Below are 13017 nucleotides of genomic sequence, written 5' to 3' on the forward strand. Positions count from 1 at the left end.
CAGGGGATGCCGGAGTCCAAGAGCAATCCCGTGTCCTGGCCCTCGCAGCTGGTTGCCGGCCTGATCGATGCCGCCGTTTTCTGGACCGTGCCTGTGCTCGCGGTGACGCTCGGAGCTGAGCGGTATGGGCAGGGAGCCATGCTGGTGGCCGCGGCTTCATGGGTGGCGCTTCTGCTGATTTTCTGGGCGATGCACGCGAAGGGACACACGCCGGGGTCTGCCGTGTCGGGGTTCCGCTTCCTTACGTGGAAGAACCAGCTTCCGGGCGTGAAGTACGGACTCGCGCTGGTGTTCGCGCGCGTGCTGGCTCCTCCGGTCTGGGTGGCGGTTGCCGTGATCGCGTCCGACCCGGGCAGTGGGCCGTTGCCCGGTCTCGACGGGTTCCCCATCATCGGCGAACGGACGGGCAGGCGGCGGTTCCTCGAAGCCGCGGACGATTGCTGGGACAGCTACTGTGAGCGCTGGGGCTAGCGGAAACGCTGGGTTGCCGGTGAGGCGCGCTCGAGCGGGTGCCGCGAGCGGGTGCCGCCCTGCCGCCCGGCTAGCGCGAAAAAATGCCCTTCCCGGATTCCATGTCGATCGGCAGCGAGGAGTGCTCGTGGACGATCTTCCACGCGCCGTCCTGCTTCGCAAGGTTGAGCGTGAGCCGGTTCGTCATTGACCGCTGGCGCTCGCCCTGGGCCGAGACGCCGGTGAAGGTCACCGCCGCATGACCGAACGCGATGTCCGCCCCGATGGAGGACCGCACGTCATGAAACTCGACCTCGACGCGCTCGTCGCCCAGCGAGCCGAACCACCCGGCCGCCATCTCGCGCCATTCGCCGATGCCGCTGTACTGCCACTGCCCCCACGAATCGAAGACGTGGACGTCGTCGGCGTACAGCGCGGTGAATGCCTCCACGTCCTTGGCGTGGACGGCGGCGGCGTAGGCCGCCAGGGCATGCGTCACGGGGGTGGGCTCGTGGGTCATGGATCGGCTCCTTGGTGTCCGTCGGTAGGGGAATCCTACAACTGGCGGCCAAACCGGAGGCGATCGGCCCCTAGGATGGTGCGGTGAACGCGATCCAACCAATCACCCTGACCGGCACATATGTCACGCTCGAGCCGCTGGAGCACAGCCACCATGATGGACTCGTGGACGCCGCCCGGGACGGCGACCTCTGGAAGCTTTGGTACACGTCCGTGCCCGCACCCCAGCAGATGGCGGCCGAGATCGACCGCCGGCTGGCGCTCCAGGCGCAGGGCTCGATGCTGCCGTTCACCACCCGGCTGGTGGATCCGGTCACCGGCGGTCCCGGCAGGGTGATCGGCATGACCACGTACATGAACATCGACGCTGCCACGCCCCGCGTTGAGATCGGGTCAACCTGGAATGCGGCGTCATCGCATGGCAGCGGCAGCAACCCGGATTCCAAGCTGCTGCTCCTGCGTCATGCCTTTGAAACCCTGGGTTGCCCCGCCGTCGAATTCCGCACGCACTGGCTGAACCACCAGTCCCGCGAGGCAATCGCAAGGCTGGGGGCCAAGCAGGACGGCGTGCTCCGCAGCCATTCCCGGACCGCGGACGGCGTGCTCCGGGACACCGTGGTGTTCTCGATCCTCGAGCACGAGTGGCCCATGGTCCGGAATGGCCTTGAATTCAGGCTTGCCAAGCAGCGGTAGCCCGGCCGGGGCTTCAGCATTCGCGGCAGAAAACGCCAGGACTAGGGCGCCAAGGCCGCGGCCACGGCAGCCCTGTAACCGCTGGTGTAGCCGGTGGCGGTTGGGTGGAACGTGTCCAGCGGCTGTTCGCCCGGCGGGCAGGTGGCACTGAGCTGGCATTGCGGCTGAAGCCCCACAATCCACGGGCTGGCCGATCCCACTCCGTGGTTGACGAACTGGTTGGTGACGCTGACGTACTTTGTTCTGGTCGCCAGCGCCGAGAGGGCGATGGTCGCATTCAGCAGGTCAGCCGCGGAGTTCATGGTTTTTGCCGCGGCCTTCTGTTCAGCGGGCATGAGGTCGCTGACGGTGAACAGCCGGGGGTAGCCGGTGAGCACCACCTTGGCGCGGGGGGCCTTCTGTTTGATCAGCGCCACCATGGCCTTGATCTTTGCGGGCAGCTTGGGAAGCTTCACGGCCAGCGAATTGAACAGCGCTGCCTTGCACCCGGCGGTGGCCGTGGACGGGACACAGTTGGCCGCCACTGCTCCGGTGTCGATGTCGTTTCCGCCAACCGTCACGGTGATGACCGACGCATTCGCCAAGTACGGTGCCGAGGCCGGATCGAGTGAGGCACCGTTCACCACCGCGGAGACACCCTCTGTGGTGTACCCAAAACAGCCCCAGTTGAAGCCATGCAGCTGAGTGGAGTAGGCCGAGGCTGTCTGGCGGCAGTCGGTGGGAGCGGGAAACGAGTTTGGCAGGTATGCCCCGCCGCCCGTTCCGGCCGCGTACGAGTCGCCCAGCCCGATATAGATCGGCTGCGGGTCAGCAGTGGCTGGAGCGGCGGCAAAGCCTGCCGTGAGCGCCAGAGCGGCGAGGACGCCGGTAAAACGGGCGGCACGACGCCGAAGCAGTTTTTTGGTTAACACAATGAAACCCCCTCATTCAGGGAAAACCATGGACACAGGCGCAGGAGATGCTGCGGAGAAATCGGCAAGCGATGACGAATGCCCGCCGAGCGGCAGGCATGGAATCTGACGGCGCGGTGCGGCGCTCATTGCCCAAGGGTACGCCCGGCAGGGCGGCCATGATCCGAGAACGTGTACTCGCTTTTATATCGCCTAAACGTGAACTACCCGGACCCGCCCGGTGCTGTCGCTGCGCCGGGTGTGGTTAGCTGGCACCGTGAATGCGAAGGATCAGGCACCTGTGGGCTGGGACGGCGCGGTGAACGCCTGGCGCGTCGCAGGCTCCGTTTACCGGATGGGGCGGCGCGAATGGGTCACGCGGGCCGGCTGGAAAGAGGCCTACGACGACGGCGTCCGCACCATCATCGACCTGCGCAATGCCGCCGAACGGCAGCCCCGTCACACCGATCCCGACGTGGGCGACGCGCTCGACGCATTCGAGGTCGTCTTCACGCCCACCGAGGATCCGGACCACCGCGAGTTCCAAGCCCTGTGCGATCCGTACCTGAACGACCCCGCCCACTATGCCGCCAACGCCCGGATCTTCCCCGACAAACTGGCAGCCGTGTTCAAGGCCGTGGCCGCTGCGTCCGGCGGAGTGGTGATCCACTGTTCGGCCGGACGGGACCGCAGCGGCATGATCGCGGCCATGCTGCAGGACCTGGCCGGCGCCAGCGATCACGACATCGTGGCCGGCTACCAGGCCGCGATGCGCGCCATCAACGAGCGCCACCGGACGCTGTGGCCACCGCACCCGCACGAACGGTACCTCGATGACGACACGTTCGCGCCGCTCCTCGAGCGCCGCGGCGCTGTGGTCCTGGACTTCGTGCGGGAGCTCAACACCCGGCAGTTCCTGTTGCGGAATGGCGTCTCCGAGCCGGAGCTGGCAGCCGTTTTGTCTGCCCTCGGCGCTAGGGTGGCCCTGTGACTTCTTCCGCGTACGGCGCCGCAGCCCGGCGCGCGCTTGCCTTGGGGGCGGCAGGAGCATTGGCGCTCGGTGCTGTTTTCGCTTCCGTGCCCGCTTCGGCTGCGGAAAGCACGACGACGGCAGTCACCGGGGGTTCTGCGCCTCCGCCCGTTTCGTCCCCGGCATCCGGGGGATCTCGGGCATCAAAGGATTCGGGGGCCACTGGCACCGCTGACCCGGCCGCCCCTGGCGCCCGGGTTGCGGCCGGAAATATTGCCGAAGAAGGTCTCGCTGAGGCCGTTCAGCGGGATCTGGGCATGACGGTGGCGGAATTCGACGCCGCAGGCGCCCAGGGCAAGCGCGCGGCCGACGCCATGGCCGCCCTCCGCGAGCTTCCGGGATTCGTGGCGATGCGCCTGCGCCAGGGAAAAATCCTCGTCGAAGGCGCCGGCCCCGCGCTCAACAAGGCGATTGGTGCCCTCAACGCAGCCGATGCTGCCCGGCGGAACGAGTTTGTGCTCGTTCCGCCGGGCACAAATCTCGGGGCTACCGCACCGGAACCAACATCGCCCGTGAACACACCGGCGGAATTACCCGCCCCGACCCGGGCCGGCCAGGGCGCTCCGGCCCAGGACATTTCCGGGCCGGGCGCATCCGGGCAGGCAGCGACGCCGCCGGCTGCTCCGGTGCAGGGGACTGACCAGGCAAAGTCGCTCCAGGCCACAAGTACGGACCAGCTCTACCGGGCGTATGTGCGCGATGTCGGGGCAGCCGGTCTTCAGGCAGTGGCCGCCGCGGACGGCAAATTCATCATCCGCACGGGCGGCCTCAATGCGCCCGAAACCGGTGCAGCAACCGATACCGCCGCCGCCGGGGCTCCGCCCGGAGCTGACCCCGTCGCCGCAGCACGAGACAGGTCCTCCGCAGCGGCCGGGGATCCGGCATCCGCCGCCGAGCCCGCGCCGGCCGGCCAGCCCGGTGAGCCCCACATGTCGCCGTCGGATTTCGTAGCCCGATACGCCAACGTGGTGCTGGAAAAGGCTGATCCCATCGCCAGCGAAGAGGACTTCCTCGGCGGCCAGGGGTACCGGATCGACGGCCGGGTTGTCTGCTCCGCAGGATTCAGCGCCTTCAGCCCAGACGGCAAGCCCCTGGTGCTAACCGCGGGGCACTGCGCGGACGACGGCGCCGCAAAGCTGGCCGAGGTCACCCTGCCCGCCGGCGATCCGGCCGGCGGATTCCTGGCGGAAAGCGGGGTCACCGGAGAGCTTGGGACGTTCGGCTTCAGCCAGTTCGGCGGGCCGGGAAACGCACGGATCACGGATCCCGCCAACCCGGGGGCGCCAGGTACCGACATCGCGGTCATTGAGTCCATCCGCTCCGATCTGGACCTGCTCCCGGCCGCCACCAAGTGGCAGAATCCCGCAGATCTTGGCGCCGGCTCCGTCCCGATCGTCGGCACAGCGGCTCCGCTCGAAGGCCAGGCCGTATGCCGCTCGGGGCGCACCGAGGGCTGGTCGTGCGGAACCGTGGATGAGGTGGGGATCTACGTAGTCGGCGGAAGCTCAGGAGATCCCGATGACCTCCGGTCTTTCCGTGGGTTCCTGTCCACCTCCGTGCAGTCCAGCGGCGGCGATTCGGGCGGTCCCTGGATCAGTGGAAACTACGCGGTGGGGACGCATTCGGCCGGCAACGCGAGGTCGTCGGTGGAGAACTTCGCCGTTGCGGCAACCCTGGAGCAGTCGCTCGCCGTCCTGCCGGGTGTGCAGCTCAGGCTCTTTTTGAACAAACCCGTACTTACGGCGCCCCTGCCGGCCGGGCCGGTTGTGGCGGGGCAGCGCATCGCGGGCAGGCTTGCCGCGGCGCCGGCGGCGGATGTGCCGGCGGGAACACAGGTCCGAATCACCCTGCCTGGCAGCGAACCGTTTGACGTGGCAGTGGACGCCGGCGGCAACTGGTCCTTCACCGCGCCGGCGTCAGCCACGCAGTTCACGGCACAGGCCATCAACGGCTTCAGCCGGTCCGCCCTGAGCAGCTTCAGCACGGTTCCCACACCCGCCCCGCCAAAGCCGGGCACGCGGTCGAATCCGCCCGCCGCGGGCCAGCCCGCTGTCCCGTCCCGGCCTGCAGCGGCGCACGGGGACCAGCCCGCCGTCCTCACCCCGGCAGCCGAACCGTCCGTTGTCGCGGCGCTGCCGGACAGGCTCGCGGACATCGCCATCGGGGACGGCGCCGGCACGGCGACGCTGGCAGACACGGGCGCGTCCGGCCTGTCTCTTATACACACTTGGCGGGGTCGCCGGTGCCGCGCTCGTGCTCGGCGGCGCGCTATTGGTGGCTCTCAGGCGCCGCGGCAGGCGTTAACTGGTTGTAGCCGCTGCTCAGCCGACGCCCGGCGGGCTATTTCGCGGCCATGCCGATCGTGGCAGCCTCATCCAGTGTGTGAGGCTCAAAGTGTTCAACTATTTCGCGGATCGACTGGAGACCTTCAGTGAACGCCGCCGATGCCCGCCACCGTTCGATCTGGTCCACCGATTCCCACGGCCCTGTACTGATGAAACGGTTAGGCACGTCCCGGTCGTGCATCAGAACCCCTTTGGCTTCCGGGAAATCCGTCTGCGTTCGTGCGGCCATGTCCTGCCACGCCTTCACGAAATCGTCCTCATGGCCCGGTTTGATGAGCCAGATTCCCAAGGTATATACCGACACGATCCACCACCTCCATGGCGCAAAGAGCAGTTACCTTGATTATCTTCCGGTGCCGGGGCGCGCGGAAGGTCCCAAAATGAAGTGCCCGGCGCCCTGCTGTGCCGGTCCGGCGGGGTACTAGCAGTTCGGTGAATCGTACTCGTAGGCGCCGGCGTCGGCCTTGCCGGTCCCGGTGCAATGGCCGTTCTGCGGCACCTGGAGCCGGTCCAGGTCCACCCCGAACGGGCTGCTGCCGACCCGGTCGATGGCCGGGCTGCCGCTGGTCAGGTGCAGGTTCGTGGGGGCGTTCACGAACAGCGCGGGAGCGGTGGTGGATGTTGGGTCCAGGAAGACGTTGCTTGGCCCGTTGACGACGTTGGCCTGCTCGGTCCAGCCGGAACCGTCCAGCCACAGGGCGTTGGCCACAGCGACCAGGATGTTGCCCCTGATCACGGTCGACGCCGGGCACGTTGCGTGACAGACCACAGCCCGGGAATTGGGGCCGTTCAGCCAGACCGTGTTGAATTCAAACGTCGTGTTGTTGGTCGGGCCGAACTGCGAACCGGGCCCGCGAACAATCAGTCCCGAGGCCTCGGCGCAGTTCGCGCCGCAGGACGCGCGCACGAGGTTGTAGCGGAACACATTGCCGTCCGCGGTTCCGTTCGAGCGGCCAATCTCGGAGAACACGTTGTTGTCGATCGATGTATTGTGGTGGATTCTGTTGCGGCTGCCGTTGTAGATCTCAAAGGCGCCGCCGTCGCGGCCGAAGTCGTAGGAAAAGGCGCTGGAACCGGTGACGGTGTTGCCGGAGAACTCGTTGTCGTTGCCGTTGATGAGCACGCCGAATGCACCTGAATCGTCGCTGCAGTTCGCAGCCTGGGGCGACCCGCAGTTGGTACCCGGGGTGTTCGCATTCATGACGTTGTTGTCGGTCAGGACGTTGCCCGTGTAGTTGCCGAAGTCGGAACCGTCGCCCACTTTGATGCCCGCAGTGTTGCCGGAGGCCTCGGAATTCCTGACGGTGTTGTTGTCGCCGTCAACGCTGAAGCCCGCGTAGCCGCAGGACGTGGCCCGCAATCCGTCCACCACGATGAAGTTGCCGCTGAGCCGGAAGCAGTTCCCGCCCTCGCCCCCGGTGACGGTCGGCAGGTTCCCTGTTCCGTAGCTGTTGAGCGTGATCGCTGAGGCCGCCGTACCGCTGTGGTCCAGCACCACGGTGCCGATCCACTCGTCACCCCGGCGGAAGCTGACGGAATCGCCGGGCCTCAGGGCGGATTCAGATACTTTCGCCAGCGACTGCCACGGCGACTCGGCGGACGTCCCGGAGTTGGTGTCGCTGCCCACCGCGCTGAGATAGTAGTGGGTTCCCGCGGTCGACGAGGCAAACGTGGACACGCCTGCCAGCAGGCCGCCCACCAAAAGGACAACCGCCAGCACCGCGGCCTTCGTGGAATTAGGGCTCATGATTGCACCTGCGGTGATGAGGACAATGCGGACTTCGGCGCAGCACCGTCGCTGGCCGCGGTCCGGAATCAGCCTCCGCGGGAATGTGATCCGAGCGGCGGCCTATGTTGAAGACGCGGCCGGATGGAGGGCCGGCCTCTGCCTGCCATCTATCCGGATGTGTCAGCGTACAAAGCCTCCGGGGGCAAAGTCAACGGTGCGCGTTGACCCATCCAAGATGCCCGGGCAGCCGCATTCGAAGCGGCCTCACAACAGCCGGCCGGGCCGCACGCGGACCGGGGCCAGCAGGCTGATGAGCATCATGGCGGTCACCGACCCGGCCGCCATGATGGAGGCCAGCACCACGATCTGGAAACGCCCCGCTTCCAAGGGCGAAAGCCCGCCGAAAATGGCGCCGACGAACGCCCCCGGCAGCGTGACCAGCCCGGTGGTCTTGGTCTGGTCAATCGACGGGATGAGCGCCGAGTACACGGCGCCGCGGGCCATGTCGCGGGTGGCCTGGCGGGGAGTGGCGCCCAGGGCCAGCCAGCCCTCGACCTCGTCCCACCGCTCGATGACCGACTCGTTGAACCTGCGGCCGGACAGAGCCGCGATGGCCATAGAGTTTCCGACTACTATGCCGCCCACCGCCAGCGCATAGCGCGGCGTGAAGTCGATTGAACCTGTGGCAAAAACGATGACCAGGGAAACAGCGATGCCGGCAGCCATGGAACCGGCCACCATCCCCAGGTGCCCCCAGTCCCAACCCAGGCGGCGCGCCGCCGTCATGGCCGCCACACCAAACATGACCGCGAGCGCCAAGGCCACCCAGCCCTCGCTGGCAATCACGGCTCCGAGGATCAGGCTGACCGCGGCGAGCTGCGCCGCTCCGCGGAGGATGGCGAAGGCCGGCGCGGCGGCATGCGGCACCCGGGTGCCCGCGAGGACGGCGGCCGTCACCGCCATCAGGAGGGCAACCGCAATCAGGGTCGGGGCCAAGTCGCCAAGCTCAGTCACGCGTTCAGCCTATCCGCGTGAATCGCGGAACCAAGCGAAAGGCCGAAACCGCGCGAATCAAGGAACCGCGGCGGCTTAGGCCTTCCGGGCCAGCAGCAGGTTGGTGATCCGGAGGGTGCACAGCCGCTGGCCGGCGTCGTTGGTGATCAGCACCTCATGGGTGGTGAGCGTCCCGCCCAGGTGGATGGGGGTGGCCGTGATGGTGATGAGGCCGCTGCGCGCCGACCTGTGGTGGGTGGCTGAGACGTCCACGCCCACCGCCGTCTTTCCCAGCGTGCTGGCATGGATCACGGCCGCCCACGACCCCACGGCCTCGCCCACCGCCAGGGAAGCGCCGCCGTGCAGCAGGCCGAACGACTGCCGGTTCCCTTCCACGGGCATGGTGGCCACCACGCGCTCAACGGATTCCTCGAGGATCTTCACGCCCATTTTCTTGTCGAGTTCGCCCAGGGCGATCTTCCACAGCTCGGGGGTATCGGGCTGCTTGGTCAGCTCGGCGTCGCGGGGCTCGGGCGTCATAGGTGTCTCCTCAGAACGGTGTGGGAGCGCGGCAGGTGGCCAGGCCGGTGTGCTCAGCTCCTAGTGTGCAGCACGGCACATTCATGTACTGTAGACATATTACCGAACGGACGGTCAGTAATGCGCTGACCGGATTGCCGGATTGCCCGGATTTGTTTGTTCCGCGTTGGAAGGACCCGTCAACGATGACCACAACCGCTACCGCTCCCAAGCCCTCCCTGGACACCGTCGAGACCGTGCCCAGTTTTGTGCAGGACTCCTGGTGGACCCCCGACGCCGGTTCGGCGGCTTCCGCTGTTCCCGTGCGCGACGCGAGCACCGGGGAGATCCTGGCAAAGGTGAGCAGCGAAGGCCTGGACCTGGCCGCCGTCGTGGAGTACGGCCGCACCACCGGCCAGACGGAACTCGGCAAGCTGACGTTCCACCAGCGCGCCCTGAAGCTCAAGGAGCTCGCGCAGTACCTGAACGCCCGCCGCGAGCACTTCTACGCGTTCTCCGCGCAGACCGGCGCCACCAAGATCGACTCGATGATCGACATCGACGGCGGCATCGGCGTGCTGTTCACCTTCGGTTCCAAGGGCCGGCGCGAGCTCCCCAACTCGCAGGTTGTGGTGGACGGGCCCATGGAGGTGCTGTCCAAGGACGGCTCGTTCGCCGGCGAGCACATCTACACCCGCATCCCGGGCGTCGCCGTGCAGATCAACGCCTTCAATTTCCCGGTCTGGGGCATGCTGGAGAAGCTCGCGCCCGCGTTCATCGCCGGCGTCCCCACCATCGTCAAGCCCGCCACCCCCACGGGCTACGTCGCGGCGGCCGTGGTGAAGGCGATCATCGAGTCCAACATCCTGCCCAAGGGTTCGCTGCAGCTCATCTCCGGCTCCGTCCGCGGGCTGCTGGACGTGCTGGACTACCGCGACCTCGTGGCCTTCACAGGCTCGGCGTCCACGGCGCAGTCGCTCAAATCGCACCGCAACGTGGTGCAGGGCGGCGTGCGCTTCACCTCAGAGACCGACTCGCTCAACGCCGCCATCCTCGGCCCGGACGCCGTCGAAGGCACCCCGGAGTTCGACGCCTTCATCAAGTCCGTGGTCACGGAGATGACCGTCAAGGCAGGCCAGAAGTGCACCTCGATCCGCCGCGCCATCGTGCCGCAGGACCTGGTGCCCGCCGTCATTTCCGCCATCGGGGCCCGGGTTGAGCAGCGCGTGGTGCTCGGGGACCCCCGCGCCGAGGGCGTCACCATGGGCGCGCTCGCCTCGGTGGAGCAGCTTGCCGACGTCCGCGCCGCAGTGCAGTCCATGCTCGACGCCGGCGGCGAGCTGGCGTACGGAACCCTTGATTCGCCGTCGGTCACCAGCGCGGACGGCGCAACGGGCGTCGTCGACGGCGGCGCCTTCATGTCCCCGGTTGTGCTGAGCTGGGCTGACGCGGAGACCGAGCAGGTCCACTCGCTGGAGGCGTTCGGCCCGGTGTCCTCCGTGATCGGGTACAAGGACATTCCCGACGCCGTCCGCCTCGCCGCCCGCGGCGGCGGCTCGCTCGTGGCCTCGGTCTGCACCAACGATCCCGGCGTCGCGCAGGAGCTCGTCACGGGCATCGCGGCGCACCACGGCCGCGTGCTGATGCTCAACCGCGAAGACGCCCGCAGCTCCACCGGCCACGGGTCCCCGGAGCCGCACCTGGTCCACGGCGGGCCGGGCCGGGCCGGCGGCGGCGAGGAGCTGGGCGGCATCCGCTCGGTCATGCACCACATGCAGCGCACGGCCATCCAGGGCTCGCCGAACATGCTGACCGCAGTGACCGGCGTGTGGCACACCGGGGCGGACCGCAACTTCACCGTGGAGACGGAGGGCACGCACCCGTTCCGGAAGTCCCTGGAGACCCTGCGCATCGGCGACGCCGTCCGCTCCGAGCTGCGCCAGGTTTCGCTGGAGGACATCACGGCGTTCGCCAACTCCACGGGCGACACGTTCTACGCCCACACCAACCAGGAAGCCGCGGAAGCCAACCCGTTCTTCCCTGGCATCGTGGCGCACGGCTACCTGCTGCTGAGCTGGGCCGCGGGGCTCTTCGTGGAGCCGGCCCCGGGCCCCGTCCTGGCCAACTACGGCCTGGAGAACCTGCGCTTCATCACGCCTGTGGCGGCAGGTGACTCCATCCGGGTCACGCTCACGGCCAAGAAGATCACGCCGCGCGAAACCGACGAGTACGGCGAGGTGGCCTGGGACGCCGTGCTGACCAACCAGAACGACGAGATCGTGGCCACCTACGACGTCCTGACCCTCGTGGAGAAGTAAGCCAACCGATTCCCCCAACTAGGTCGCAGCAGGCGTCGTTCTGAGCCCTGAAAACGGCTTCTGCTGCTACTTAGTTGGGCGGCGGGCGGGGGTGCTTGAACGGTGCCCAGGGAACAAATTTGGGCTGATCTTTCGCGGGCCGCCGGGCGTAAAATGTGCTCCGTAGGAGGTGGCGACATGACCCTAGTACTAAACACAGCCACAACTGTCCTGCCCGTGGATGACAAAGAGCGCGCCCGTCGTTTTTACGCGGAAACACTTGGACTCCCTCACCGTGGCGTGGCAGACGACGGAAGCGAATTGTTCGGCAGCGAAGGCGGACCCATGCTGCAGCTCATGCCTGTCAGGGACGGCAGGCACTCTGAGCACACCACGTTGAGTTTCGAGGTCAGCGACATCGAGCGGACCGTCCAGGACATGGAGTCCAGGGGCGTCCGGTTCCAGGACTATGACCGCCCGGATCTCAAGACCGAGAACCACATTTGTACAACCGACGCCGAAAAGTGCGCCTGGTTCATGGACACAGAGAACAACATTCTGTGCGTCCACGAGAGGCTCGGCACGCAGGCTGAATACCAGCTCTGATCCGGACCTCCGGCATCCCTCACCCGAACCCTTCCCCACGCCGTGGGGGAGGGTTCGGTTCTTATGACCAGGGCGTGACCGGGTGCCCCTGCGGCTCGCCGTCCACCAAAATGTCGGCGCGCTCGTTGAAGAAACAGACCAGGCCGTGGATCTGCTGAGCATCCACGTACCGGGAATCGTAAGCCCATGCGATGTTCTTGCCCCGGGCCGATTCCGGGAAGCTCCAGTACCTCGCCTCGCCCTTGTAGGGGCAAACGGTGCGGTGCTTGGTGGCCTCCAGCAGGTCCAGCCGGACGTCTGCGGGCGGGATGTAGTAGCGGACCGGGAGCAGCGTTTCGTACAGCAGCTGGGCCCCAACGGTGTCGGCCAGCATCACGCCGTCGAGCATGACCGCCACGCGCCGCAGCGTGGAGCGGATATCCACACGGTGGAACGGATCGCGGGGGTGGCCGATGATTTCCTCGTGGTCCTCCAGCCAGTGGAATGCGCCGAAGTCCAGGATCACGTAGCCGTCCAGATCGGGGTCATCCGGGCGGAACGCCGCGTGCGGCGCGGCGAAGGCCGCGGCCAGGACGTCCAGTTCCTCGCCCGGGGTGGTGTGCCGCCGGAAGCCGGTCCGCGGATCGATCGCGGGCGGGCCGTCGGCCGTGAGCCGGATGGGCAGCTCGTCCGTGCCCCGGCCGTCGCCGTTTCCGTTGTGGGCGGTGGGCTCGAGTCTGGCCAGGAGGTCCTCCTCCGGGACGGCGTACACCGGGGTGACCCGTTTCGGCTCCCACACGAGGAGGGCTCTTTGGGTGTCGACGACGGGACTTCCGTCGAGGCCTGCCCGGACCCTTTTGGCGGTGGGTTCGTAGCGGAGGTCCGGAAACGCGCCGAGCAGGAGTTCGGATACTTTGGTGGCCATGGAATTAGCGTGGGCGCGGCAGCGAGCCGGCGTCAACGGCCA

The 13017-nt window shown here is 67.4% G+C and carries 13 protein-coding genes; 6 read left to right on the top strand and 7 right to left on the bottom strand.

Annotated elements, in window-relative coordinates; translation table 11 throughout:
• Nucleotides 1–6 precede the first annotated feature (6 nt).
• A complete protein-coding gene (locus tag B1A87_RS00435; RefSeq protein ID WP_078027569.1) occupies nt 7–471 on the top strand; it encodes a hypothetical protein in 465 nt (154 codons plus the stop codon).
• A 70-nt stretch (nt 472–541) separates the two neighbouring features.
• On the opposite strand, the gene B1A87_RS00440 is transcribed toward B1A87_RS00435, so the two are convergent.
• On the bottom strand, nt 542–970 hold the full coding sequence (locus B1A87_RS00440; protein WP_078027568.1) for an SgcJ/EcaC family oxidoreductase: 429 nt from the start codon (nt 968–970) through the stop codon (nt 542–544).
• Nucleotides 971–1053: 83 nt separating this feature from the next.
• Between B1A87_RS00440 and B1A87_RS00445 the strand changes: the two genes are divergently transcribed.
• Nucleotides 1054–1662, top strand: coding sequence for a GNAT family N-acetyltransferase (locus B1A87_RS00445; protein ID WP_078027567.1), 609 nt, complete (start codon nt 1054–1056; stop codon nt 1660–1662).
• 41 nt (nt 1663–1703) lie between these two features.
• On the opposite strand, the gene B1A87_RS00450 is transcribed toward B1A87_RS00445, so the two are convergent.
• Nucleotides 1704–2573, bottom strand: a complete 870-nt coding sequence (locus B1A87_RS00450; protein WP_185982180.1) for a GDSL-type esterase/lipase family protein — start codon at nt 2571–2573, stop codon at nt 1704–1706.
• A gap of 256 nt (nt 2574–2829) precedes the next feature.
• On the opposite strand from B1A87_RS00450, the gene B1A87_RS00455 reads away from it, so the two are divergent.
• Both B1A87_RS00455 and B1A87_RS00460 read left to right on the top strand, forming a co-directional pair.
• Nucleotides 2830–3543 (top strand): tyrosine-protein phosphatase, encoded by a 714-nt coding sequence (locus B1A87_RS00455; protein WP_260680552.1) that lies wholly within the window; start codon nt 2830–2832, stop codon nt 3541–3543.
• 296 nt (nt 3544–3839) lie between these two features.
• The gene (locus tag B1A87_RS00460; protein WP_185982181.1) at nt 3840–6017 is read left to right on the top strand and encodes a S1 family peptidase; all 2178 of its coding nucleotides are present in this window, start codon (nt 3840–3842) and stop codon (nt 6015–6017) included.
• Here the strand turns inward: B1A87_RS00460 and B1A87_RS00465 are convergent.
• From B1A87_RS00465 to B1A87_RS00480, 4 genes are all read right to left on the bottom strand, one after another.
• The gene (locus B1A87_RS00465) at nt 5923–6156 is read right to left on the bottom strand and encodes an antibiotic biosynthesis monooxygenase (protein ID WP_260681008.1); all 234 of its coding nucleotides are present in this window, start codon (nt 6154–6156) and stop codon (nt 5923–5925) included. The two genes, B1A87_RS00460 and B1A87_RS00465, sit on opposite strands and share 95 nt — an antisense overlap.
• A 192-nt stretch (nt 6157–6348) precedes the next feature.
• Complete coding sequence (locus tag B1A87_RS00470) at nt 6349–7674, bottom strand: hypothetical protein (RefSeq protein WP_078027563.1); 1326 nt, start codon at nt 7672–7674, stop codon at nt 6349–6351.
• A 246-nt stretch (nt 7675–7920) separates the two neighbouring features.
• On the bottom strand, nt 7921–8670 hold the full coding sequence (locus B1A87_RS00475; RefSeq protein ID WP_078027562.1) for an ABC transporter permease: 750 nt from the start codon (nt 8668–8670) through the stop codon (nt 7921–7923).
• A 75-nt stretch (nt 8671–8745) separates the two neighbouring features.
• Nucleotides 8746–9189, bottom strand: a complete 444-nt coding sequence (locus tag B1A87_RS00480) for a PaaI family thioesterase (protein ID WP_078027561.1) — start codon at nt 9187–9189, stop codon at nt 8746–8748.
• Nucleotides 9190–9374: 185 nt separating this feature from the next.
• On the opposite strand from B1A87_RS00480, the gene paaZ reads away from it, so the two are divergent.
• The gene (gene paaZ, locus B1A87_RS00485; protein ID WP_144275671.1) at nt 9375–11486 is read left to right on the top strand and encodes a phenylacetic acid degradation bifunctional protein PaaZ; all 2112 of its coding nucleotides are present in this window, start codon (nt 9375–9377) and stop codon (nt 11484–11486) included.
• A 177-nt stretch (nt 11487–11663) separates the two neighbouring features.
• The gene (locus tag B1A87_RS00490) at nt 11664–12071 is read left to right on the top strand and encodes a VOC family protein (RefSeq protein WP_078027559.1); all 408 of its coding nucleotides are present in this window, start codon (nt 11664–11666) and stop codon (nt 12069–12071) included.
• Between the two features lie 61 nt (nt 12072–12132).
• On the opposite strand, the gene B1A87_RS00495 is transcribed toward B1A87_RS00490, so the two are convergent.
• Nucleotides 12133–12975 carry a DUF427 domain-containing protein gene (locus tag B1A87_RS00495; protein ID WP_078027558.1) on the bottom strand — a complete coding sequence of 281 codons (843 nt, stop codon included), beginning with the start codon at nt 12973–12975 and terminating at the stop codon, nt 12133–12135.
• Nucleotides 12976–13017 lie beyond the last annotated feature (42 nt).

The sequence above is a fragment of the Arthrobacter sp. KBS0703 genome (genome assembly GCF_002008315.2).
Taxonomy (GTDB): domain Bacteria; phylum Actinomycetota; class Actinomycetes; order Actinomycetales; family Micrococcaceae; genus Arthrobacter.